At 51.2% G+C, this 25,175-nt stretch carries 19 protein-coding genes and 3 tRNA genes; 18 read left to right on the top strand and 4 right to left on the bottom strand.

The annotated features are described in order from the left end of the window. Positions 1 to 157: 157 nt before the first annotated feature. The 3 genes from mscM to rsgA all read right to left on the bottom strand — a co-directional run bounded on the left by mscM (position 158) and on the right by rsgA (position 5,608). Entirely contained in the window at positions 158 to 3,526 is a 3,369-nt protein-coding gene (mscM, locus tag J1C60_RS16165) for a miniconductance mechanosensitive channel MscM (RefSeq protein ID WP_182611454.1), read from the bottom strand. Further along, a complete protein-coding gene (gene asd, locus J1C60_RS16160; RefSeq protein WP_128176155.1) occupies positions 3,498 to 4,397 on the bottom strand; it encodes an archaetidylserine decarboxylase in 900 nt (299 codons plus the stop codon). The genes mscM and asd overlap by 29 nt, the downstream gene beginning before the upstream one ends. Before the next feature lie 158 nt (positions 4,398 to 4,555). Then, a complete protein-coding gene (rsgA, locus tag J1C60_RS16155) occupies positions 4,556 to 5,608 on the bottom strand; it encodes a small ribosomal subunit biogenesis GTPase RsgA (RefSeq protein WP_128176157.1) in 1,053 nt (350 codons plus the stop codon). Between the two features lie 94 nt (positions 5,609 to 5,702). On the opposite strand from rsgA, the gene orn reads away from it, so the two are divergent. The 4 genes from orn to J1C60_RS16135 all read left to right on the top strand — a co-directional run bounded on the left by orn (position 5,703) and on the right by J1C60_RS16135 (position 6,749). Beyond that, a complete protein-coding gene (gene orn / locus J1C60_RS16150; RefSeq protein ID WP_128176159.1) occupies positions 5,703 to 6,248 on the top strand; it encodes an oligoribonuclease in 546 nt (181 codons plus the stop codon). Positions 6,249 to 6,453: 205 nt separating this feature from the next. After that, positions 6,454 to 6,529, top strand: a tRNA-Gly gene (locus J1C60_RS16145). A gap of 34 nt (positions 6,530 to 6,563) precedes the next feature. Beyond that, positions 6,564 to 6,639: transfer RNA gene (locus J1C60_RS16140), tRNA-Gly, on the top strand. Between the two features lie 34 nt (positions 6,640 to 6,673). Beyond that, positions 6,674 to 6,749 (top strand) — tRNA-Gly (locus tag J1C60_RS16135). A 309-nt stretch (positions 6,750 to 7,058) separates the two neighbouring features. On the opposite strand, the gene queG is transcribed toward J1C60_RS16135, so the two are convergent. Next, a complete protein-coding gene (queG, locus tag J1C60_RS16130) occupies positions 7,059 to 8,198 on the bottom strand; it encodes a tRNA epoxyqueuosine(34) reductase QueG (RefSeq protein ID WP_128176161.1) in 1,140 nt (379 codons plus the stop codon). Here queG and nnr point away from each other — a divergent pair. The 14 genes from nnr (at position 8,197) to rlmB (ending at position 25,071) form a co-directional block, all read left to right on the top strand. Next, complete coding sequence (nnr, locus tag J1C60_RS16125; RefSeq protein ID WP_128176162.1) at positions 8,197 to 9,717, top strand: bifunctional ADP-dependent NAD(P)H-hydrate dehydratase/NAD(P)H-hydrate epimerase; 1,521 nt, start codon at positions 8,197 to 8,199, stop codon at positions 9,715 to 9,717. The two genes, queG and nnr, sit on opposite strands and share 2 nt — an antisense overlap. Then, a complete protein-coding gene (gene tsaE / locus J1C60_RS16120; protein ID WP_128176164.1) occupies positions 9,714 to 10,190 on the top strand; it encodes a tRNA (adenosine(37)-N6)-threonylcarbamoyltransferase complex ATPase subunit type 1 TsaE in 477 nt (158 codons plus the stop codon). Before nnr ends, tsaE begins: the two co-directional genes overlap by 4 nt. Next, complete coding sequence (gene amiB, locus J1C60_RS16115; RefSeq protein WP_128176166.1) at positions 10,187 to 11,863, top strand: N-acetylmuramoyl-L-alanine amidase AmiB; 1,677 nt, start codon at positions 10,187 to 10,189, stop codon at positions 11,861 to 11,863. Before tsaE ends, amiB begins: the two co-directional genes overlap by 4 nt. A 79-nt stretch (positions 11,864 to 11,942) precedes the next feature. Next, entirely contained in the window at positions 11,943 to 13,793 is a 1,851-nt protein-coding gene (mutL, locus tag J1C60_RS16110; protein WP_128176168.1) for a DNA mismatch repair endonuclease MutL, read from the top strand. After that, complete coding sequence (gene miaA / locus J1C60_RS16105; RefSeq protein ID WP_128176170.1) at positions 13,786 to 14,736, top strand: tRNA (adenosine(37)-N6)-dimethylallyltransferase MiaA; 951 nt, start codon at positions 13,786 to 13,788, stop codon at positions 14,734 to 14,736. The genes mutL and miaA overlap by 8 nt, the downstream gene beginning before the upstream one ends. A 102-nt stretch (positions 14,737 to 14,838) precedes the next feature. Then, on the top strand, positions 14,839 to 15,150 hold the full coding sequence (hfq, locus tag J1C60_RS16100) for an RNA chaperone Hfq (RefSeq protein WP_128176172.1): 312 nt from the start codon (positions 14,839 to 14,841) through the stop codon (positions 15,148 to 15,150). Positions 15,151 to 15,311: 161 nt separating this feature from the next. Continuing rightward, positions 15,312 to 16,592 (top strand): ribosome rescue GTPase HflX, encoded by a 1,281-nt coding sequence (gene hflX / locus J1C60_RS16095; protein ID WP_128176174.1) that lies wholly within the window; start codon positions 15,312 to 15,314, stop codon positions 16,590 to 16,592. 68 nt (positions 16,593 to 16,660) lie between these two features. Continuing rightward, positions 16,661 to 17,917, top strand: coding sequence for an FtsH protease activity modulator HflK (gene hflK, locus J1C60_RS16090; RefSeq protein ID WP_128176175.1), 1,257 nt, complete (start codon positions 16,661 to 16,663; stop codon positions 17,915 to 17,917). A gap of 3 nt (positions 17,918 to 17,920) precedes the next feature. Next, positions 17,921 to 18,925, top strand: coding sequence for a protease modulator HflC (hflC, locus tag J1C60_RS16085; RefSeq protein ID WP_128176177.1), 1,005 nt, complete (start codon positions 17,921 to 17,923; stop codon positions 18,923 to 18,925). A gap of 102 nt (positions 18,926 to 19,027) precedes the next feature. Further along, positions 19,028 to 19,228 carry a DUF2065 domain-containing protein gene (locus J1C60_RS16080; RefSeq protein WP_128176179.1) on the top strand — a complete coding sequence of 67 codons (201 nt, stop codon included), beginning with the start codon at positions 19,028 to 19,030 and terminating at the stop codon, positions 19,226 to 19,228. 190 nt (positions 19,229 to 19,418) lie between these two features. After that, on the top strand, positions 19,419 to 20,717 hold the full coding sequence (locus J1C60_RS16075; RefSeq protein WP_128176181.1) for an adenylosuccinate synthase: 1,299 nt from the start codon (positions 19,419 to 19,421) through the stop codon (positions 20,715 to 20,717). Between the two features lie 585 nt (positions 20,718 to 21,302). After that, positions 21,303 to 21,746 (top strand): nitric oxide-sensing transcriptional repressor NsrR, encoded by a 444-nt coding sequence (gene nsrR, locus J1C60_RS16070; protein WP_128176183.1) that lies wholly within the window; start codon positions 21,303 to 21,305, stop codon positions 21,744 to 21,746. Positions 21,747 to 21,765: 19 nt separating this feature from the next. Then, positions 21,766 to 24,225 (top strand): ribonuclease R, encoded by a 2,460-nt coding sequence (gene rnr / locus J1C60_RS16065; protein ID WP_128176185.1) that lies wholly within the window; start codon positions 21,766 to 21,768, stop codon positions 24,223 to 24,225. A gap of 108 nt (positions 24,226 to 24,333) precedes the next feature. Beyond that, positions 24,334 to 25,071 carry a 23S rRNA (guanosine(2251)-2'-O)-methyltransferase RlmB gene (gene rlmB / locus J1C60_RS16060; protein WP_128176187.1) on the top strand — a complete coding sequence of 246 codons (738 nt, stop codon included), beginning with the start codon at positions 24,334 to 24,336 and terminating at the stop codon, positions 25,069 to 25,071. Positions 25,072 to 25,175: the final 104 nt, after the last annotated feature.

Raw genomic sequence — 25,175 nt, 5'->3', positions numbered from 1 at the left:
CAGTTTGTTTGGTCGTGCATTGATCGTCAGGGGGCGACATTTTCGATGTCGCCCCCTGATTTTTACGGCCATGTTATCCGCGTATTTGCAACGCCTCCCACCGACCAGTAACCTTCACTGGTTCATGCAGGCGTTGCCAGTGGTCTAACGGGGCCAGTTATAACCCACCGGACTTAAAAATTCTGGACGCCGGATTATCGTTACTGGTAGGCGTCTTACGTCCGAGGGTATCCATCCGCACCTGGAAAGGTGGGAAAGGCATCTCGATGCCGTGCTCACGAAAACCATGCAAAATCAGCTGGTGTAGTTCATTACGCAACGGCATACGATGGCCCATCTCTGCGGCGTGAATACGTAACTCGAACAGTTGAATACCCTGCTGCAAATCGACAAGGAAGGACTCTGGCTGCGGTGTGTCCAGCACGTAGGTGCAGCGCTCGGCGGCCTGCAACAAAATATTACTGACCTCTTCGCTATTCGCCGAGGCGGGGGCCGGAATGGTCAGAACTACACGGGTGACCGAATCCGAAAGTGACCAGTTAACGAACTGCTCGGTAATAAAGGCTTTATTGGGCACGATAATCTCTTTGCGATCCCAGTCAGTGATAGTGGTGGCCCGGGTATTAATGCGTGTAATGCTGCCGGTCAGATCGCGAATAGTCACGGTATCGCCAATACGAATCGGTTTTTCAAACAGGATAATCAAGCCTGAAATAAAGTTAGCAAAAATCTCCTGCAGGCCGAATCCTAATCCTACGCCCAGCGCAGCAACCAGCCATTGTAATTTCGACCACTCAATACCAATCATGGAAAAACCGACCAGCCCGCCAACCAGTAATAAGACATATTTGGTCAGCGTGGTGATAGCGTAACCAGTGCCAGGCGTCAGGCTCAGGTGCTGCAGCAATGCCAGTTCGAGCAAGGCAGGCATATTGCGCACCAGTTGAGTGGTAATAATAATCACCAAAATAGCGATCAGCAGCGAGCCGAGGGTAATTGGCTGGATGCTTTCCACGCCTTGCACGGTGGTGCTGGCATCCCAAAGCGTAATATTTTCGAGGAAGCTAAACGCCGAATGGATTTCTGACCACAGAACAATGACCGACACTAGCGCTATGAGCGTCAGCAGCGAGCGAACCAGGCGTAGGGATTGCGCACTGATGGCATCAAGATCGATAACCGGTTCATCAATTTCTACACCATCTGCGTTATAGGTTACTTCTTCTTCATTGCGCGCGCGATGGGCCAGCATTTCGGCACGGCGTTGTCGTGCGCGATCGAATGCAATACGACGGCGCTGAATAAGCATCCATCGGCGAATGATGTGGTAAATAATCAGTAGCAGGAACCAGATAGCGACGGACGTTTCTAAACGCGCCAGCAGCGCCTGGGCGGTTGCCAGATAGCCCGTAGCCGAAGCCAGCGCGGCGATCAGTGGAATACAGATCATCAGGTTCCACAGGATCTTATTAATAATGTTATCGCCGTTCCCCTCTTTATCGAGATAAAGCGGCAAACCGGCGCGCTTCAGGCTTACAGTCACCAGACTCAGCGCACCACAGATAAAAATAAAGCAAAGCCGTCCCAGCGATGCGGAAAATTGACGATCTTCCAGGTTATCAAAGGCAATAAGCAGCATAATCAGCGGCACAATAAAGCCAATCGACAACGAATAGTAACGCTTCGCGCGGGCAACCCGTTGCTGTGGCCAGCGAAAATGTACGACAAACAATCCCTGTGGACGGGCAAAGGAAGCACTGATCATAAAGGCCCACAGTACGGGCAACGTTGCCGTGACTCCCGCGCCGATGGCCACCGCGATGGGATAAGGCCAGGCATGCTGTAAACCATAGCCCAGCGCGGCCCACAATACCGGCAGTGGCAAGGCCACCAGAATTGACCAAAATACGGTACGCAGCGTCAGGCTAAAATGATCCTGGGTCACTTTCCCCACGCGGCTTGACGCGCGATCAAGAAAGGCACTGTAGTGGCGTCGGGAGCTGATGCTGAAACCGACCAACAATAGTGCACCAATAATTGGGAGCAGGGTTTCTTTGCTGGTAAACATCATGACAAAGGCACCACCAACCTGGCTTAAACTGTCCAGCGATAGCAGACGATTCAGGTCGCGAGCCAGGTCAAGCGGATAGCTCAAATTAATGGGGTTAACATCAGCGCTCCAGAACAGGTAACGATGCGTCGCCTCTTTGATCTCCTTTAAAGCATCTTCCAACTGACTATTTGCCACTTTCAGCTTGGTTACTTCAAGGATTAAGGTGTCACTCCCGGCAACCAGCGATCCCAGTAATTCGCGCTGTGTGCGGAGTTGGGCATCAAGAATACGCTTTTGATTACTGGTGAGTTCTTCGCCATTGGCTTGACGCAACTGGCGGAGCTGCTGTTGCCGTTCGAGCAGATCTTCGTAATGCAGCCGCTGGACGCGAAGCTGCCCCATATCATTATCAAGCTGCTGCGATTTTGGCATTTCAGGCAGACGAGCGACCTGAGCACGCAGGGCTTCACCGAGTAGATTAGATGCGCCCAGCCACTGAGATTGCTCGCGAATAGTGCTCAATGCCTGGCGCACCTGGATGGTTTGGTTTGTCGCCTGGCGCTGCTGTGAAGCGACTAAATCCATATGCTGCGCTTGCTGATTGAGTGCGGCTGACAGCTCGCGATTAACGTGAAACTGCGCCGTTATCTCTTCGGGAAGATCGCTGCTGTTTTCAGCTAACTGTTCTGTGCGTTCCAGCGCCAGCTCGGCTTCACGCTGGCGTTGGCTATTAAGCTGATTACGTAGCGCCTGCAAATATGCGTCAAGTTGTTCTGCTTTTTTCTGATGCAGCTCGGCACGCATGCGCGCCAGTTCCTGACGGTTATTAGCTGATAGCTGCGCCAGCCCCAGTTCATCAATCCGAGCCTTGTGCGCGGCGGATTCTGTCTGGCGGGCATAAAGTTGCGCCTGTGCCAGTGGAGAAGCTGGGGAGGGCTGCGACTGAAGGCGGCGTTCATTATCACTCAGTGCTCGCCGTGCTTCAGTTTGTTGCTGTGGTAGCTGTGAAAGCGAGTCGCTGATTTCCCGTGCACGATCTTGCTCCTGCTGCGCCTGACGTCCCTCTTCCAGTAATTGGCTACTGACCTGCAGGATTTCCTGATCGAGTTCAGCACCGCTCATACTACTGCGTACGGTTTTTTCGTTATCGGTCACGCTAGCAATCTGCTGCCTTAGCTCGCGTGAAATTTTCGGAAATCCGTCGATAACTTGCTGATACTGCTGAGTGAGCTCAAGCGAGCTTTGCTGTTCATCAAGCCAGTTTATCGCCGCTTCAAAGGACTGTATCACCTCTGCCTGGTTAGGCGTATTTTTTCCCGCCTTTGCCTCCTCAAGCTCCTGCTTAATTTGGGCAGCATCAGGCACGCTGGCAGCGTAAACGAAAGAGACACTCAGGCAGCAAGCCAGCAAAACAGAGAGAATCAGGCGCACGTAAGGAAACCTGCTATTGATGTTGTAAGACGGTATCCGCATCGGTTTTCTGCAATGCGATCGCTAAAGGTTGTCCCAACTGCGTTTTACTTCCCGCCGCCAGGCTTTCTACCAACTGAACTTTCCCGGGAGCAAACAGGTTGATCACGGTCGAGCCGAGTTTAAAACGTCCCATTTCCTGCCCTTTCAACAGAACTACCGCGCCTTCTTCTTCTGCGCCGGGCCATGTCCAGCGTTTAATTACGCCCTGACGCGGTGGAGTAACAGTGCCGGACCAGGCCGTTTCGATACTTCCAACGATAGTTGCACCTACTAAAATTTGCACCATAGGTCCAAATTCGGTATCGAAGTAACAAATGACGCGTTCGTTACGGGCAAACAGGTTGGGTACGTTTTGCGCAGTCAACGGGTTTACCGAGAACAGATCGCCGGGAACGTAAATCATCTCACGCAGGATACCGTTACAGGGCATATGCACGCGATGATAGTCGCGAGGAGCGAGGTAAGTGGTCGCAAACTCACCATCACGGAATTTATCGGCCAACTGATAGTTTCCTGCCAATAGCGATTCCAGTGAATAAAAATGGCCTTTTGCCTGAAAAATACTGTCACCATCAATACGACCAAGCTGGCTGATGGCACCATCAGCGGGCAACACCAATAGGTTAGGGTCTGCGTCAATCGGACGTGCGTCGTCACGCAGGGGACGGACGAAAAAGTCATTAAATGTCCGATAGGTGGCAGTATCCGGCTTTTGCGCTTCAGACATATCAACTTTGTAGTAGCGTACAAACAGATCGATGACAGCTTTGGTCAACCATCCTGCACGTTTACTTGCGCCCCAGCCGGCTAATTCAGTCAGCCACTTTTTTGGCAGCAAATAATTCAGGCCGAGTTTTATACGGTCCAACACGTTAGCCTCCTGGCTTAATTACACAATATTAATATTAACTTTTACGGGAAGTGTACTACGGCTTGTATGCCATTATTTTTCAGGTGATAAGCTGCGTTGGCTGCATGTACCACGGACAAATCACCTATCTGAATAACCTCGTTGGCATAGCGGTAACGTTATTCTTCGTTAGCGAAGTTTTTCCGCGTCTTAACCTGCGACATACTCTCCAGAATTCGATGATAGTTATAAAAACGGGATTCATCGATCTGGCCCCGCTCGACGGCTTCACGAATGGCACAACCGGGATCGGTGTCATGTTTGCAGTCGCGGAATTTGCAATCGCCTAAAAATTCACGGAATTCGACAAATCCTTGGGTGATTTGTTCCGGTTCTAAATGCCACAGGCCGAATTCGCGAACGCCAGGTGAGTCAATCACATCTCCCCCCTGTGGGAAGTGATAAAGACGCGCGGCAGTTGTAGTATGCTGCCCCAGGCCTGAAACGTCGGAAACATCATTCGTCAGAATTTCATCCTGGCCCGGATCCAAGCCGAGGAGGGCGTTCAGCAGACTTGATTTACCTACGCCAGACTGGCCCGCAAAAATACTGATTCGGCCAGTTAATGCCTGTTCCAGCTCTTCCAGCCCCTGTTTTTCGTGGCTGGAAACCATCAGCACGCGGTAGCCGATATGACGGTAGATATCCATTTGCTCATCAACAAAAGCGCGGCCTTCTTCATCAAGGAGGTCGGTTTTATTGAGTACCAACAGTGGTTCAACCTCCAGCGTCTCACTGGCGATAAGATAACGATCGATGATATTCAGTGACAGCTCCGGCAATATTGCCGAGACAATCACAATTTGATCGATATTTGCTGCGATTGGCTTTACACCATCATAGAAGTCGGGGCGCGTTAGCACGGATGTGCGTTCATGCACCGCTTCAACAATGCCTTTGACCATCGCACTGCCTTCTTTACCGGGGCGCCAGACAACGCGATCGCCAGTGACCAGCGACCGAATCGTGCGACGAATGTTGCAACGATGCACCGTACCATCAGCATCTTCGACGTCGACGTGCATGCCAAAACGACTGATCGCGATACCATCACGGGCTTCGCCAAACAGGCTATCGTCCGGTTCTGGTTTACCCGCCCGAGTTTTCAGACGGCGATCGTGGTTGGCGCTAACGCGGCGTTGCTGGCCTTTGGACAGTTTGTTTTTGCTCACTCTTCCTCACACGGCTTACGGCTGTTCGCCCTGACAGGGCAAAACGTCTATGATACACGCTTATTTGTCGAGTTGGGTAACTACGGGAAAAACCATGAGCGGAAATGAAAACAACCTGATTTGGATCGATCTGGAAATGACCGGGCTTAATCCGGAACGCGATCGTATTATCGAAATAGCGACCTTAGTTACCGATGCAAATCTCAATATCCTGGCAGAGGGGCCTGTGCTGGCGGTACATCAGACTGATGCGCAGTTAGCGCTGATGGATGACTGGAACGTGCGGACACATACTGGTAGTGGCTTGGTTGAACGCGTGAAAGCCAGTCAGTACGACGATCGCGCGGCGGAGCGCGCCACTATTGAATTCCTCAGTCAGTGGGTGCCTGCTAACAGTTCACCAATTTGTGGTAACAGCGTCGGTCAGGATCGCCGGTTTTTGTTTAAATATATGCCGGAGCTGGAAGCCTATTTTCACTATCGCTATCTTGACGTCAGTACACTGAAAGAGTTGGCACGTCGCTGGAAGCCGGACATTTTGCCCGGCTTCAAAAAGCAAGGCACGCATCAGGCGCTGGATGATATTCGCGAATCCGTAGCTGAACTTGCTTATTACCGTGAACACTTTATTCAGTTGTAATTGCCATATTTCATGTTAGAGGTGAGTGGGCACGGTTCGAATGTAAGCCAGCCTAATCGGGTGCGTATATTAAAACATCACTTTGCCGATTTAAGCAGCACTTGAACCAAAATAGAAAAATTTTGCTTTCAGAGTCTTGCGGCAAAAAGGATTTCTCGTATAATGCGCACCCCGTACCGATGAAGATTTTAAATGGGTACGCAGAGCGGGAATAGCTCAGTTGGTAGAGCACGACCTTGCCAAGGTCGGGGTCGCGAGTTCGAGTCTCGTTTCCCGCTCCAAATTGCACTACGATTATCAGTACCAAGCTCCTAAGCGGGAATAGCTCAGTTGGTAGAGCACGACCTTGCCAAGGTCGGGGTCGCGAGTTCGAGTCTCGTTTCCCGCTCCAGATTGCATCACGATTAACAGCATCAAACTCCTAAGCGGGAATAGCTCAGTTGGTAGAGCACGACCTTGCCAAGGTCGGGGTCGCGAGTTCGAGTCTCGTTTCCCGCTCCAAATCTTTTCTTCAAATTTCAGATGCCTTTATCCACAGCGATAAGTCGCCTGCGCTTCGCTGTATCCTGCGTTTGCAAAAATGTTCTTAACAGAGTTATCCACAGCTTTCGGACTGAGCCCTTTCTTCAATCCCATTATCATGCCGTGATATAAAAAACATAATCCATTGAATTATTTAGATATTATTTTATTTCAAATTGTTATCCTGATCACTTGAGCTTTCTGTGACAATTGAATGACAAGGGTTTTTTAATTTTATTCACAGCGTGTGGAAAACGTTTTTTTACCGGCAAAGATCGGGGGATACCGCTATGCATCGCGTGGCAACCCTTTTTCAATCACCCTTACCAGTCGTTTCTGCTGCGATAATTGAACATCTACAGCGTGTTCCGTACGCCGTGATAATTGCTGTTTTACGGCCCAATGTATGTGCTCATCAAGCAGGCTATTTTCCCCTTGACGCTGCTGCAGCGCCGCAATGATATCAGGATCGTAAGGTGCATTGCCCATGGCAACGGCAACGTTTCGCAACCAGCGTAAATGACCAATGCGCCTGATCGCCGAGCCTTCCGTTACGCGTAAAAAGGTCTTTTCGTCCCAGGCAAACAGGGTTGTCAGTGGTGGGGCATGCAGAACCGCACGTGGGCTAAAATCATCCTCGTCGGTTAACTGGCCATAGCGATTCCATGGACAAATTAGCTGGCAATCATCGCAACCATAAATGCGGTTACCGATTAACGGCCGGAACTCCTCGGGGATAGCGCCTTCCAGCTCAATCGTCAGGTAGGAAATACAGCGACGTGCATCAATCACATACGGTTCGACAATGGCGCCAGTGGGGCAGGTTGTCATGCAGGCCACGCAGCGTCCGCAGTTTTCTTCCTGAGGCCGATCGACCGGCAGAGGAATATCGATCAGCAGTTCGCCGAGAAAAAACCAGGAACCTGCTTCGCGGTTAAGAATCAAAGAGTGCTTGCCGGTCCAGCCTAAGCCTGCTTTAGCCGCCAGTGGACGTTCGAGTAGCGGCGCAGAATCGACAAATGGGCGATAATGGCTATCGGCACAGTGCTCCCGGATCATATCGCCAAGTTTCTTCAGACGATTGCGTAATACTTTATGATAATCACGACCCAGTGCATAGCGACTAACATAGCCTAACCGCGGATTTTTAAGTGTGCTGGCGAAAGCGGCTTTGGCAGGAAGATAATTCATGCGCACGCTAATTACGCGCAGCGTGCCGGGTAGCAGTTCATGAGGGCGCGCACGCATCATTCCATGACGCGCCATCCAGTCCATTTCACCATGGTACTGTTTGTCCAGCCATGCTTGCAGACGGGGCTCTTCCGCCGTCAAATCGGTATCACAAATACCAACCTGCTGAAAACCGAGCGACAGCCCCCACGATTTAATATCCTGGGCAAGCTGATGGAGATCGAGAGGGTATGACATGACTGACCACAACGAAAAAGAGAACGCCCGCAGTTTACCACATTCTGTCTGGCCTGCAGAGATGCTGGGTCAGCTTGAGGCGGAGGGGGCCGACAGCCTGGGAATCACCCTGTTTGAATTAATGCAGCGTGCTGGAGGAGCGGCATTTGAACAGATTACGCGGCGCTGGCCAACCGCGCGTCACTGGCTGGTACTGTGCGGTCATGGCAACAACGGCGGTGATGGCTTTGTCGTGGCGCGACTGGCGAAAGCTGCGGGCATTGAGGTGACGCTGCTGGCCTGTGAGGGTAAACGTCCCTCACCGGAGGAAGCGCAGACTGCTCGCGAAAGCTGGCTGGCGGCGGGAGGCGTGATCCATGCCCCTGATGCTGCATGGCCGGAAAACGTCGATGTGATCGTCGATGCGCTGCTGGGAACCGGCCTGAAGTCTCCGCCGAAAGCACCTTATGATGCGCTTATCGTTAAGGCGAATCAGCATACAGCGCCAATATTTTCTGTCGATATTCCTTCCGGGCTGCAGGCAAGTAACGGCAGCGTTAGCGGTGAAGCTATCGTTGCTGAACAGACGTTAACTTTCATTGCTATTAAACCCGGTTTGTTGACCGGCAAGGCACGCGATTATGTTGGGCAGCTTCATTATCACGCGTTGGGACTGGAGCCATGGCTCTGTGGGCAAGCAGCACCGATGATGCGTTACGATTCGCAATCCTTAAACCAGTGGTTAAAACCTCGACGCCCAACGTCGCATAAAGGTGAGCATGGGCGTTTACTGATTATTGGCGGCGATCACGGTACTGCTGGTGCAATCAGAATGACCGGAGAAGCCGCTCTACGCGCTGGTGCAGGATTAGTGCGAGTGCTTACTCACAAAGATAACGTTGCACCGTTATTAACGGCGCGTCCCGAGTTGATGGTGCATGAATTAACGATGAAAGCGATAGATGAGGGGCTGGCGTGGGCTGATGTCATTGTGATTGGCCCTGGGCTGGGGCAAGGAGAATGGGGTAAGAAGGCGCTGAAAAAAGTTGAAAACTCGCATAAACCGATGCTTTGGGACGCGGATGCGCTTAACCTGCTGGCAATAAATCCAGAGAAGCGTCAGAATCGGATAATTACCCCACATCCAGGTGAAGCGGCTACGTTACTGAATGTGAAAACGGCTGAAATTGAAAGTGATCGCTTACACGCTGCGCAACGCTTGTTAAAGCGCTATGGTGGCGTAGTGGTGCTGAAAGGGGCGGGAACGATTATTGCCAGCCAGCAGCAGGTTGCTTTTGCTGACGTGGGGAATGCGGGAATGGCCTCTGGCGGCATGGGCGATGTGCTTTCGGGCATCATCGGCGCGTTGTTAGGGCAAAAACTCCCGTTGTATGATGCAGCCTGTGCTGGCTGTGTGGTGCATGGCGCGACGGCGGATGTTATTGCCCGTCGTTACGGAACACGCGGAATGTTGGCGACCGATCTGTTTTCCGAGCTGTATCTGTTTATCAATCCTGAGATTGCAAAAAATAAAGCATGAATACCCGTGTTATCACATTGCCCGATGAGGCAGCGACCCTTGCATTGGGGGCCCAACTGGCCCGCGCCTGCGAAAGCGCGGCGATCGTCCATCTTTATGGTGATTTAGGCGCCGGAAAAACTACGTTTAGCCGTGGGTTTATTCAGGCATTGGGGCACCAGGGCAACGTGAAAAGTCCGACCTATACCCTGGTCGAGCCTTATGAACTTACCGGGCGGCGAATTTATCATTTTGACCTTTATCGTCTGGCCGATCCTGAAGAACTTGAATTTATGGGGATTCGTGACTATTTCTCGGGTGACACAATCTGTTTGATCGAGTGGCCACAGCAGGGAGACGGTGTGTTACCGCCACCGGATATCTCTTTGCATTTGCGATACAGTGCGCTGGCGCGCGAGGCTGAGATCGTTGCACTTTCCGCAACGGGAGAACGTATGTTGCAGTTGTTCACCGCGAACAAGGATCGCTCATGATATTTCGTATTACATTTGGTCTGATATTGGCATTTTGTTTGACCACGGTTTCCTCTTTTGCGGCGAATCTGTCTGATATCAAAGTTTCTAACGGTGACAGCAAAGCAACGGTGACGCTGAGATTTAATGGTCAGCCGGTATACGGTTTTTTTCCGTTGCATAATCCAGATCGTGTGGTGCTGGATATCCGGCAAAGTGGTGTGGTTCAGGGGTTACCGCTGACTTTTAGTGGGAACAATATCGTTAAACGTATTCGCAGTAGTACGCCAAAAGATAGCCAGAGTATTCGGCTGGTCTTCGAATTGACCCAAGCGGGTAAGACGCGTGCAGTCACGCAACGCAATGGTAACGACTACAACGTGGTGTTTACCATCAGCGGTAGCCAGACGGTAAAACGCACTCCACAATCTCCCCCGGTTGCGTCAACTCCACGCTCGCGCCCGACGACGCCTCCCGTGCAGCCCGAACGTAGCAACCCGTTTAATGCGAACCCCGTGACGGCGGTAAGCAGCGGTAATACGCGGGTTGTACCAGGCCGCCCCGTCGCCAGTAATGATACGGTGGTGGTGGCTATTGATGCTGGTCATGGCGGTCAGGATCCCGGTGCGATTGGTGCTGGCGGCTTGAAAGAAAAAAATGTCACTATCGGCATTGCCCGCAAGCTGAAGGCGTTGCTCAATGCCGATCCGATGTTTAAAGGTGTATTAACGCGCGACGGTGATTATTTTATCTCCGTGATGGGACGTTCTGATGTAGCGCGTAAACAAAATGCCAATGTGTTGGTTTCCATTCATGCTGATGCTGCACCTAACCGCAGCGCCAAAGGCGCGTCGGTCTGGGTGTTGTCAAACCGTCGCGCTAACAGTGAAATGGCTAACTGGCTGGAGCAGCATGAGAAGCAATCAGAGTTGCTTGGTGGTGCCGGCGATCTGCTCGCAAATAGCCAGGCCGATCCCTATTTGAGCCAGGCTGTGCTGGACCTGCAGTTTGGTCATTCGCAACGCGTTGGCTATGACGTTGCGACAAAAGTGATTTCACAATTGCAGCGTGTTGGTTCACTGCACAAACGTCGTCCGGAGCATGCCAGTTTGGGGGTTTTACGCTCGCCGGATATTCCATCCTTGCTGGTTGAAACCGGCTTTATCAGTAACCCTTCGGAGGAGCGACTGCTCGGCAGTAGCGCGTACCAGGATAAGATTGCGGAGTCCATTTATAGAGGACTTCGCAGCTACTTCCTGTCACACCCGCTACAATCTGCCCCAAAGGAGGAAAACCGACCGCTGGAATCCGCAGCGGCGGTTAATGTTGAAGCGAATCAAACGTCCTCTTCACCGGATTATTCCGGGCCAACAAAGCGGCATGTCGTTCAGCGTGGCGAGACGCTATCGGGTATTGCCGCAAAATATGGTATGAGCATGGCGGCCATGCGCTCACTTAATAATTTGAAAAAAGAGAGCGTTTGGGTGGGGCAGCGTTTGAAAGTGCCTGCAGGCAGTGGGAATGGAACAACCACCATTGCTCGCCGAAAACAGACGCATAAAGTGGTGCGCGGTGATTCGCTAACGGAAATTGCGGCTCATTATGGCGTTAGCTCCAAAGCCATTATGCAGGCGAATAATATGAAAAGCGCCAATGTGATGTTAGGACAGACGTTAACTATTCCTGCATCATAATTATAGTGCGCAAAAGCTGACATCCTGAGCCCATCATGTTTGTGGCGGCACAGTCCATTTACTCATGCAAGGATTACCTATGCCCATTCAGGTTTTACCTCCTCAACTGGCTAACCAAATCGCCGCAGGTGAGGTGGTTGAGCGACCGGCATCGGTGGTCAAGGAGTTAGTGGAAAATAGCCTGGATGCGGGTGCGACGCGTATTGATATTGATATAGAAAAAGGTGGCGCAAAACTGATTCGCATCCGTGATAACGGTTGTGGCATCGGTAAGGATGAACTTGCGATGGCGCTGGCACGTCATGCCACCAGTAAAATTTCCTCGCTGGATGACCTGGAGGCCATTGTTAGCCTGGGTTTTCGCGGCGAAGCGCTGGCCAGTATCAGTTCAGTATCTCGCCTTACCTTAACCTCACGTACGGAAACGCAAAACGAAGCCTGGGCTGCTTATGCTGAAGGGCGTGAGATGGCGGTAACGGTAAAACCGGCGGCGCATCCTACCGGCACTACACTCGAAGTGCTCGATTTGTTTTATAACACGCCAGCTCGTCGTAAGTTTATGCGTACGGAAAAGACCGAATTTACCCATATTGATGAAGTGGTCCGACGTATCGCGTTGGCGCGTTTTGATATTTCTGTTTCACTCACCCACAACGGTAAATTAGTGCGTCAGTATCGTGGTGTTAGCGAAAAGGGCCAGCAAGAGCGGCGTCTCGGCACGATATGCGGTAGCGCTTTTATTACCCATGCGTTAGCGATCGAATGGCAACATGGGGATCTCAATCTGCGCGGTTGGGTCGCCGATCCTGCAGGCTCCCGTCAGCTAACTGAACTGCAATATTGCTATGTCAATGGGCGCATGATGCGCGATCGGCTGATCAATCATGCAATTCGGCAGGCCTACCAGGATAAGCTGGGAGACGATCATCAGCCTGCGTATGTGCTTTACCTGGAGATCGATCCGCATCAGGTTGATGTCAATGTTCACCCGGCTAAGCATGAAGTGCGTTTTCATCAATCGCGGTTGGTGCATGATTTTATCTATCAGGGTGTACTCAGTGCGTTACAGAATACGGGGGCGGAGACGCTTCCTGAGTTAGAACCTGAGGCACCTCCTGTACGGCGGCCCCCCGAAAATCGTCAGGCCGCGGGCGGCAATCATTTTGCAACCCCAGCCCCAGTGCTTCCTGAGACGTCGGCTGTCACGGGGGGGCGTTCAGCAAGCAGGCCACCCGCATCAACACCAGCCTGGCAAAAGCGTGAAGGTGCAGTTTATCAGCAGCTTTTGCAAACGCCTGATACGCCGCATGTACGCGAGCCGCAAGGCGTGCCAGTGGCGGTATCCGCCGAAAGCACTCTGCCTTTACGCGGTCATGCACAGAGTTTCGGGCGGATGCTGACCGTTGTAAATGCGCATTTTGCTGTGGTCGAGCGCGATAGCGGTCTGGCGTTGATTTCGTTGCTGGTTGCCGAGCGCTGGCTTAAGCAGGCTCAACTGGAGCCGGGAAATGAGGGTTTAAAATCTCAGCCATTGCTGATCCCTATTCGCTTAAAAATGGATAAATCAGAGCGAGACACTGTTGGACGCAGCGCGACTTTACTGGCTCTGATGGGGATTGATCTGCAGGCTGATGCGCATCATGTGACGTTACGCGGTGTTCCTTTACCATTACGCCAACAAAATTTACAAAACTTGATTCCAGAACTGTTAGGCTATCTCGCCCGGCAGCAGGATGCTTCGCCGGCATTGGTTGCACAGTGGCTGGCTCGTCATGCAGTGACAGAACATCCGCACTGGAATCACTCACAGGCGATAGCGTTATTGGCCGAAGTTGAACGTCTCTGCCCGTCGCTAATTAAGTCGCCACCTTCTGGATTATTGCAACAGATCGATATTGATACGGCGATGAACGCCCTGAAGCATGAGTGATAGAACAACGGCTAGCCGGCCTAAGGCAATTTTTTTGATGGGGCCAACGGCTTCCGGTAAAACAGCGTTAGCGATTGAGCTACGTAAGCATTTGCCGATTGAGCTGATCAGCGTGGACTCTGCGCTGATTTATCGCGGAATGGATATTGGCACTGCCAAACCTTCAGCGGAAGAACTGGCGTTGGCACCTCATCGTTTACTGGATATTCGTGACCCTTCGCAGGCTTATTCGGCTGCTGAATTTCGTCGCGATGCTCTGGTTGAAATGGCGGATATTACCCGGATGGGGCGTATTCCGTTGCTTGTTGGTGGAACGATGCTCTACTACAAGGCGTTACTGGATGGATTGTCGCCGCTGCCCTCGGCCGATCCAGAGGTACGTCAGCGTATTGAGCAAATGGCGAGTGATCGGGGCTGGGAAGCTTTGCACCGTCAATTATGTGAAATAGATCCCATTGCTGGCAGTCGTATTCACCCGAATGATCCCCAGAGGCTTTCGCGAGCACTGGAAGTTTTTTTTATTTCGGGTAAAACTTTAACAGAGCTGACTAAAACATCTGGCGAAGCTTTGCCTTACGATGTGTTCCAGTTTGCGATAGCCCCCGCAAATCGCGAATTGTTGCACCAGCGTATTGAACTGCGTTTTAAGCAGATGTTGGCGTCAGGTTTTGAAGCGGAGGCTCGGGCACTCTTTGCACGAGATGATTTGCATACGGATTTGCCTTCCATTCGTTGTGTTGGATATCGCCAAATGTGGTCATATCTTAACGGTGAGATCGATTACGACGACATGGTTTATCGGGGAATTTGCGCAACTCGTCAGCTGGCAAAACGGCAAATAACCTGGTTACGCGGCTGGCAAAGCGTTCACTGGCTGGATAGTGAACAGCCTGAATTAGCCCGTAATACTGTATTACAGGTTCTTAGTGCGAAGCATGGGTGATTGTGTACAATTGGCACGTTAACGTGCGCAAATTTTTACGCAGTATTTCAGAGCCACAGGGTTCTTAAGCAACATACAACAAGCATATAAGGAAAAGATAGAATGGCTAAGGGGCAATCATTGCAAGATCCGTTCTTGAACGCGCTGCGTCGTGAACGTGTTCCGGTTTCGATTTATTTGGTGAATGGTATCAAACTGCAGGGCCAGATTGAGTCTTTTGATCAGTTTGTAATTTTATTGAAGAACACGGTCAGTCAGATGGTATATAAGCATGCGATCTCAACCGTAGTTCCATCCCGCCCGGTCTCCCACCATAGCAACAATGCAAGCGGTGGAAGCAGCAATTATCATCATGGCGGCAGTAATCCGGCAGCGTCTTCGCAGCCACAACAAGACGGTGATAGCGCTGAGTAAGCGTCTTTATCGCACCTCCATGACGGGGAGTTCATTTTATTTTGAGGCCCCCGTCCTGGTCATTCTTTTTTGAGAACTTGGTTTTACTCTAATTCCGGCGCAGATCGTAAATCTGCAGTGTGAAGTATGACGGGTATAACAGGGTTCTGAGAGGTTTAAAGTTGTTTGACCGCTATGATGCCGGTGAGCAGGCCGTTCTGGTTCACATCTATTTCTCGCAAGACAAAGATATGGAAGATCTGCAGGAGTTTGAAAACCTGGTTTCTTCCGCGGGTGTCGAAGCGTTACGTGTCGTAACGGGCAGTCGCAAAGCACCACATCCTAAATATTTTGTCGGTGAAGGAAAGGCTGTAGAAATCGCTGATGCGGTGAAGTCCAGTGGTGCATCGGTGGTACTTTTCGACCATGCCTTAACGCCCGCCCAGGAGCGTAATCTTGAGCGTTTATGTGAGTGTAGGGTCATTGATCGCACCGGGCTGATTTTGGATATTTTTGCTCAACGTGCGCGTACCCATGAGGGTAAGCTACAGGTTGAGTTGGCGCAGTTACGTCATCTGGCTACGCGCCTGGTACGCGGCTGGACACACCTTGAACGCCAAAAAGGCGGGATTGGGTTGCGTGGGCCAGGCGAAACCCAGCTTGAGACTGACCGCCGATTGTTGCGAAATCGTATCAGCCAAATTCTTTCTCGCCTTGAACGTGTAGAAAAACAGCGAGACCAGGGCAGACAAGCGCGAGCTAAGGCCGATGTGCCAACGGTATCGCTCGTGGGCTACACCAATGCCGGTAAATCCACGTTATTCAACTGTATTACTGCTGCTGAGGTGTATGCGGCAGATCAACTTTTTGCCACGTTGGATCCCACGCTACGTCGTATTGATGTGTCAGACGTTGGGGAAGTGGTACTGGCAGACACCGTTGGTTTCATTCGTCACTTGCCACATGACCTGGTTGCGGCATTTAAAGCGACTTTGCAGGAAACGCGGCAGGCTGCGTTGTTGCTTCATGTCATTGATGCTGCTGATGTTCGCGTGGATGAGAACATAGAAGCCGTGGATATTGTGCTGGATGAGATTGACGCGAACGAAATCCCAACGCTGTTGGTGATGAATAAGATCGACATGCTGGAAGGATTTGAACCGCGTATCGATCGTAACGATGAAAATTTACCGATTCGAGTTTGGTTATCGGCCCAAAGCGGTGAAGGCGTTCCTTTACTGTTTCAGGCGTTGACGGAGCGACTTTCGGGAGAGATCGCGCAGTATGACTTACGTCTGCCGCCAGAAGCAGGGCGGCTACGTAGCCGTTTTTATCAGCTTCAGGCGATAGAAAAAGAGTGGAATGAAGATGATGGCAGCGTAGGTTTACACGTACGCATGCCGGTGATTGACTGGCGGCGCCTGTGTAAACAGGAACCTGCATTAGTTGATTACATCGTTTAACTGATTTTGCCTGAAACGCGTATCCCGGTTTGGGATACCACCGCACACACAATTAATGGAGTATAAACATGGCGTGGAATCAGCCCGGGAATAACGGACAGGACCGCGACCCGTGGGGAAGCAGCAACAATCAAGGCGGCAACTCTGGGGGAAATAAGGGAGGGCGCGATAAGGGGCCTCCTGATCTCGATGATATCTTCCGTAAGCTAAGCAAGAAGCTTGGTGGACTGGGCGGTGGTAAAAATAATGACAACAATGGTGGTCAGCGTACCTCCGGCAACGGTGGCAAGCTGATTGGTATTGTTGTTGTCGCTGCCGTGGTGATTTGGGCAGCCAGCGGCTTCTACACCATCAAAGAAGCTGAGCGTGGTGTTGTCATGCGCTTTGGTAAATTTAGTCACTTGGTTGAGCCGGGGTTGAACTGGAAACCGACCTTTATCGATCAGGTCCGGGCGGTGAACGTAGAGGCAGTCCGCGAGTTGGCGGCATCCGGTGTGATGCTGACTTCGGATGAAAACGTCGTACGTGTTGAGATGAACGTGCAGTACCGCGTGACTAACCCTGAACGTTATCTCTTTGCGGTGACCAGCGCCGATGACAGTTTGCGACAGGCGACCGACAGCGCATTGCGCGGAGTTATTGGTCGTTCAACCATGGATCGTATCCTGACGGAAGGCCGTACCGTAGTGCGTAGCGATACGCAGCGTGAGCTGGAAGAAACCGTTCGTCCATACGATATGGGTATTACGTTACTTGACGTCAACTTCCAGGCAGCTCGTCCGCCGGAAGAGGTGAAAGCCGCGTTTGATGATGCTATTGCCGCACGTGAAAACCGCGAGCAGTATGTGCGTGAAGCTGAAGCGTATGCGAACGAAGTTCAGCCGCGTGCTAACGGGCAGGCACAGCGTATTCTTGAGGAGGCGCGTGCGTACAAAGCGCGTACCGTGTTGGAAGCTCAGGGTGAAGTTGCTCGTTTTGCGAAGATCTTGCCGGAGTACAAAGCAGCACCACAGATCACCCGCGAACGTCTCTATATTGAGACGATGGAGCGCGTGTTGAGTCATACCCGCAAGGTATTGGTAAATGATAAAGGTAACAACCTGATGGTGTTGCCGCTTGACCAGCTGATGCGTAGTGGGCAAAGCGGAGCGTCCTCTAAAAATAATACTCAGGACAGCAGTAGTAACAGCCTGTTGCGCCTGCCACCGGCGTCGGAAAGTAGCAGCAATGCCAGTAGCAGTTCGTCGTTCAGTCCAGACAACATCATGGATCAGCGTCGTGCTAACGCTCAACGCAACGATACACAGCGCGAAGGGAGAGAGTAAGCGATGCGTAAGCCATTAATCGTATTATTGATTGTTGTGCTGGTGGTGCTTTACGCGTCACTGTTTGTGGTGCAGGAAGGCCAGCGCGGTATCGTGCTGCGCTTTGGTAAAGTTCTGCGCGATGATGAAAACAAACCGTTGGTATTTGCACCAGGCCTGCACTTTAAAATTCCATTCCTGGAATCCGTTAAAATGTTGGATGCGCGCATCCAGACCATGGATAACCAGGCTGATCGCTTCGTCACCAAAGAGAAGAAAGATCTGATCGTCGATTCCTACATCAAATGGCGTATCAGTGATTTTAGTCGTTATTACCTGGCGACCGGTGGTGGTGATGTTTCTCAGGCAGAAGTTTTGCTGAAACGTAAATTCAGTGACCGTTTACGTTCTGAAATGGGGCGTCTTGATGTCAAAGATATCGTGACTGATTCACGCGGACGTTTAACCACAGATGTGCGTGAAGCATTGAACACAGGTAGCGCTGGCAACGATGATGAAGTGGCTACGCCGGCAGCGGATGATGCCATCGCTTCTGCAGCTGCACGCGTAGAGCGTGAAACAAACAGTAAAGAGCCACCGATCAACCCGAATAGCATGGCAGCCTTAGGTATACAGGTAGTGGATGTGCGTATTAAGCAGATCAACCTGCCAACCGAAGTGTCGGGTGCAATTTACAACCGTATGCGCGCTGAGCGTGAGGCGGTCGCGCGTAGCCAGCGTTCTCAGGGTCAGGAAGAGGCGGAAAAATTGCGTGCGACGTCAGATTATGAAGTAACGCGTACGCTGGCAGAAGCACAACGTCAGGCATTGATCACGCGTGGTGAAGGTGATGCCGAAGCGGCTAAGCTATTTGCTGATGCGTTCAGTCAGGATCCGGATTTCTATTCGTTTATCCGTAGCCTGCGCGCCTATGACAATAGCTTTGAAGCAAACCGGGACGTGATGGTGCTGAGTCCGGACAGCGATTTCTTCCGCTATATGAAATCACCTAATACCGTGACGCGTTAATCCGTTTTACGGACCAGGCTCATGATCAGTTGTCATTGACATCGCTGACTGAGCACTCGGCGGGCCGGACAATATCCGGCCCGTTTTTTATTGGTAACCCTAATGAACTCAACAATTTGGATGGCGCTTGCGCTGGTTCTTGTGCTGGAAGGCCTCGGCCCAATGCTGTGGCCCCGTATTTGGCGCCGAATGATTTATACCATGACGCAATTACCTGACCACCTGCTGCGTCGTTTTGGCGGTGGTTTGGTCGTTGCAGGCGTAGTGATATATACCATGCTCAGCATGCATGGCGCGGCATAGTCGCTAAGATTGTTTTCAGTCGCAGGATAGTCTGACTTTGAACCTGAGGTGCTATTCGTTTTTCTGTGGGGCACAACCATTCACTGGATGAATTGGCAGCAAAAAAACTGCGCAAACGACTGCTAAAAGTGCTGAAAGAGGGAAATTACGATGGTAGAATCCTTTTTTAAGCAATCGGTGATTTTGAGAAATGGGTAAGAACGTCGTCGTACTGGGCACCCAATGGGGTGACGAAGGTAAAGGTAAAATTGTTGACCTTTTAACTGAACGCGCAAAATACGTTGTGCGCTATCAGGGAGGGCACAATGCCGGCCATACGCTTGTCATCAACGGTGAGAAAACCGTCCTCCACTTAATTCCATCTGGCATCCTGCGTGATAATGTCACTAGCATTATCGGTAACGGTGTTGTGCTGTCTCCGGCTGCGCTGATGAAAGAGATGAAAGGCCTGGAAGAACGCGGTATCCCGGTACGTGAACGCCTGTTACTTTCCGAAGCCTGCCCGCTGATTTTGCAATATCATGTTGCGTTGGATGTCGCACGCGAAAAAGCGCGTGGTGCAAAAGCCATCGGCACCACCGGACGTGGTATTGGTCCTGCTTACGAAGATAAAGTTGCCCGTCGTGGTCTGCGCGTTGGCGATCTCTTTAACAAAGAAACCTTTGCTGCCAAATTAAAAGAAGTGATGGATTATCACAACTTCCAACTGGTGAACTACTACAAAGAAGAAGCGGTTGACTATGATACCGTGCTGAATGATGTGATGGCGATTGCTGACATCCTAACCGGCATGGTCGTTGATGTTTCTGAGCTGCTGGACGGGGCGCGTAAGCGTGGCGACCTGATCATGTTTGAAGGAGCACAGGGTACGCTGCTTGATATCGATCACGGTACTTATCCCTATGTGACCTCTTCAAATACAACAGCAGGTGGTGTTGCAACGGGCTCAGGTATCGGTCCTCGCTATGTTGATTATGTGCTCGGTATTGTTAAAGCCTACTCAACACGCGTGGGTGCAGGTCCTTTCCCTACCGAACTATTTGATGAAACCGGTGAGTTTTTGTGCGCTAAAGGTAACGAATTTGGCGCAACCACTGGACGTCGCCGTCGTACCGGCTGGCTGGATGCAGTAGCCGTACGCCGTGCGGTGCAGATCAACTCACTTTCCGGTTTCTGTATGACCAAACTGGACGTGTTAGATGGTCTGGAAGAGGTGAAAATTTGTGTGGCCTACCGTATGCCAGATGGTCGCGAAATGACGACTACGCCGATGGCAGCAGAAGGTTGGGAAGGTATTGAACCGATTTATGAATCAATGCCGGGCTGGAGTGAAAGCACCTTTGGTGTGAAGACGCTGGAAGGTCTACCGCAGGCTGCGCGCGATTACATCAAGCGTGTTGAAGACGTGACTGGCGTTCCGATCGATATTATATCTACCGGCCCGGATCGCAGCGAGACGATGATTCTGCGCGATCCGTTTGACGCGTAGTTTTAACTTAGGTCGGGCCGAGCCCGCCATACGTCGCGTTGCAGGTTTGTTGATTGTTTCCGGTCATTCAGGTCGCTTTCCTGATTAAGCTTTCGGAGATGTCGCCGCCCTGCAACGTGAATTATTTAGAGTATGTTTGCCGTCATACTTCTCGTTGCAGGTTTGTTGGCCGTATTTGGTCACTTACCTGAATAAGCTTCCCGGGGATGGCTGGGTTTGCCGCCACCCGGCAACATCCGCTCTGTAGGATGTAGAGATTTGTCATAGCGTTTTTCACTGTTTATCCCTGCCTTTTTCTTTCCGCGATTGACGTATGCTTAAATAATTCGCCCTGAAGTTGTCGGGCTGGTTTATCATCACCTATAACCGTCATTCTTGAAGCTAAATATATGTTAACGGAGAGTGTTTATTTGACCCGCTCTGATGGCAGCTTATCTGGATAATGAGTTTATGGCTTACGTTATAAGCCCGTTTCTGCGTTGTTTAAATCGCTAAATCGGTTTTTCGCGCATGTGTTGCTGTGATGCAACTACAATTATCCAGGGTAAACGGATGATGTCATGCCATTGATTCACTGAGGTAACTGTGCAGCTAACGAGTTTTACAGACTATGGCCTGCGGGCGTTAATCTATCTTGCGTCGCTCCCTACAGGTCAAATGACCAGTATTTCTGAAGTGACAGAGACGTACGGCGTATCTCGTCATCATATGGTCAAAATTATAAATCAACTGAGTCGCTCGGGTTATATCTCTGCGGTTCGCGGTAAAAATGGTGGCATTCGTTTAGGAAAGCCCGCAGAAACGATCGTCATTGGTGCCGTGGTTCGTGAAATGGAACCGCTGCAGTTGGTTAACTGTAACAGCGAGTTCTGCCACATTACTTCCGCCTGTCGACTGAAACAGGCACTGTATGATGCGGTGCAGAGTTTTTTGCGAGAGCTGGATAAATATACCCTCGCTGATCTGGTGGAAGATAACCACCCGCTCTACAAATTATTGTTGGTTGAACGTCCTTCAATCCGCAATTGATGACAACGGAGGAACCGATATGTCACAAGATCCTTTTCAGGAACGAGAAGCTGAAAAATACGAAAACCCTATTCCCAGCCGTGAATTTATCCTTGGACATTTAGACAAACGTGAAAAACCGGCCAGTCGCGAAGAGCTGGCAATCGAGCTGGGTATTGCGGGTGAAGAACAACTTGAAGCCCTGCGTCGCCGCTTACGTGCTATGGAACGTGATGGTCAATTAGTCTTTACTCGTCGCCAGTGCTACGCGCTGCCTGAACGCCTCGATCTGCTGCGTGGAAAAGTGATTGGTCACCGCGATGGTTATGGCTTTCTGCGTATTGAGGGACAAAAAGACGATCTTTATCTCTCTGCTGAGCAGATGAAAATGTGTATGCATGGCGATGTGATCCTCGCCCAGGCGATGGGCGCCGATCGTAAAGGTCGTCGTGAAGCACGTGTTGTCCGTGTACTTGAGCCACGTAACAGTCAGATAGTGGGACGTTATTTTACCGATGCTGGTGCTGGCTTTGTTGTACCCGATGACAGTCGCCTTAGTTTTGATATTTTGATCCCGCCGGAAGCCCTGATGGGTGCACGTATGGGGTCAGTGGTAGTGGTTGAACTGGTCCAGCGCCCGACGCGCCGTACGAAAGCGATTGGCAAAATTGTCGAAGTGCTGGGTGATAATATGGGGACTGGCTTAGCCGTGGATATGGCGCTGCGTACCCATGAAATCCCGCATGTCTGGCCGCCAGAGGTGGAAAGACAGGTTGCGAAACTGAAGGAAGATGTGCCCGAGGCGGCGAAAAAAGGGCGTATCGACCTGCGTCAACTGCCACTTGTGACCATTGATGGTGAAGATGCGCGCGACTTTGACGATGCGGTGTATTGTGAGAAGAAACGCGGTGGGGGCTGGCGCTTATGGGTTGCTATCGCCGATGTTAGCTATTATGTGCGTCCGGGGACGGCTTTAGATAACGAAGCGGTTAACCGTGGAACATCGGTTTATTTCCCTTCACAAGTTATCCCGATGCTTCCTGAAGTATTGTCCAACGGACTTTGCTCACTTAACCCGCAGGTGGATCGCCTGTGTATGGTGTGTGAGATGACCATTTCCGCCCAAGGTAAACTGACGGGCTATAAGCACTATGAAGCGGTGATGAACTCCCATGCGCGTCTGACCTACAATAAAGTCTGGAGTATCCTGCAGGGAAATCCGGAACTGCGCGAACAGTACCAGCCGCTAGTTAAGCATCTGCATGAACTGCATAATATGTATCAGGTGTTGGAACAGGCGCGTTCACAGCGTGGTGGGATCTCCTTTGAAACAGAGGAAGCGAAGTTTATCTTTAACGCCGATCGCCGTATTGAGCGTGTAGAGCAAACGGTGCGTAATGAGGCACATAAGCTCATTGAAGAGTGCATGATTCTGGCGAATATCGCCTCAGCGCGTTTCGTTGAAAAACACAATGAGCCCGCATTGTTTCGCGATCATGATCGTCCAAGCGATGACAGTATCACCAGTTTCCGCTCGGTATTAAACGAGTTAGGCCTGACTCTGCCGGGCGGCGCTAAGCCACAACCCATTGATTATTCTGCATTACTGGAACAAATTGCCGATCGCCCGGACCATGAGATGCTGCAAACTATGCTGTTGCGTTCCATGAAACAAGCGGTTTACGATCCGGAAAACCGGGGACATTTTGGTCTGGCGCTGGCTTCGTATGCGCACTTTACCTCACCGATCCGTCGTTACCCTGATTTACTGCTGCATCGTGCCATCAAATACTTATTGGCGCAGGAGCAGGGCACGCTAGAGGGCAATGGATCGGCGACCGGTGGTTACCACTATGATCTCAACCAGATGCTACAGCTTGGGCAACACTGTTCAATGGCAGAACGTCGTGCGGATGAAGCCACCCGAGACGTTGCAGACTGGCTGAAGTGTGATTTTATGCAGGACCAGGTGGGGGAAACCTTTACCGGTGTTATTTCCAGCGTAACCGGCTTCGGATTCTTTGTGCGTCTTAACGATCTGTTTATCGATGGCCTGGTTCACGTTTCAACTCTCGACAATGACTACTATCGGTTTGACGCAGTAGGACAGCGATTGATTGGTGAATCCGGCGGCCATACGTATCGCCTTGGCGATACGGTAGAAGTACGGGTTGAAGCGGTACACATGGATGAGAGAAAAATTGATTTTGCATTGATCTCAAGTCAGCGTAAACCGCGTGGTGCCGGGAAAACCGATCGCGAACGTGCGAAGAGAACGCCGAAAAATAGTGGTCATCGCCGCCGTGAGCAGCGCAAAGGGGTAAACTTCGAACCGGATAGTACGTTCAAGGCGGCAAAAGAGAGCGGCGTAAAAAACAAAGCGGCTCCAGTGGCAAAAAAAGAGAAAAAAGCCAAAACGCCTTCGGAGAAAACCCGTAAAATCGCCGCCGCAACCAAAGCGAAGCGTGCCGCGAAAAAGCCGGCTAGCCCGAAGGAATAACTGGCGTAGCTAATCAACTGTAACGTGCGGTATGGTCTGTACACGTGCCGTACAGGGCGGCATAACCTTCGCCCGATGTTTTAAAATAACTTGGTGAGTAACCGATCGATGAGTGAAATTGTTTTTGGTATCCACGCCGTCCAGGCGCTGCTTGACACCGATCCGCAGCGCTTTCAGGAAGTATTTATCCTCAAAGGGCGTGATGATCGTCGGCTGCAGCCTTTAATTAAAGCGCTGGAAGCGCAGGGCATTGTCGTTCAACTGGCGAACCGTCAGTGGTTGGATAGCAAAGTGGAAGGTGCAGTGCATCAGGGGATCGTGGCGCACGTTAAGCCAGGTCGGCAATATCAGGAAAATGATCTGCCCGATCTTCTTGCTAGCCTGGAGCAGCCATTTTTACTGATCCTTGATGGTGTTACCGATCCGCATAACCTTGGTGCCTGCTTGCGTAGCGCGGATGCAGCGGGTGTACATGCGGTTATTGTGCCGAAGGATCGTTCTGCACAGTTGAATGCGACGGCTAAGAAAGTGGCTAGCGGGGCAGCAGAAAATATTCCCTTGATCCGTGTCACCAATCTGGCGCGAACTATGCGTCTGCTCCAGGAAGCTAACGTATGGATCGTTGGAACCGCAGGTGAGGCCGATCATAATGTATTCCAGAGTAAAATGACTGGCCCAATGGCCCTGGTTATGGGCGCGGAAGGCGAAGGTATGCGTCGTCTGACCCGCGAGCATTGTGATGAATTGATCAGTATTCCGATGGCCGGCAGTGTCTCTTCACTGAACGTTTCGGTCGCAACTGGCATTTGTCTGTTTGAAGCGGTACGCCAACGCAGCAGCAAGTAATCTTCTCCGGGGCGTGACCTGTGCCCCGAAAATTTTGTCCTGTCCGGACAGATTCTCTGCTTCATCCCATACTCAAAGAAAGCCTGCAAGAATTAAGCGTGCAG

The organism is [Pantoea] beijingensis (genome assembly GCF_022647505.1).
Classification (GTDB): Bacteria; Pseudomonadota; Gammaproteobacteria; order Enterobacterales; family Enterobacteriaceae; genus Erwinia; species Erwinia beijingensis.
The sequence above is the reverse complement of the archived record's forward strand: the minus strand, read 5'-3'. Positions and strand labels throughout refer to the sequence as shown.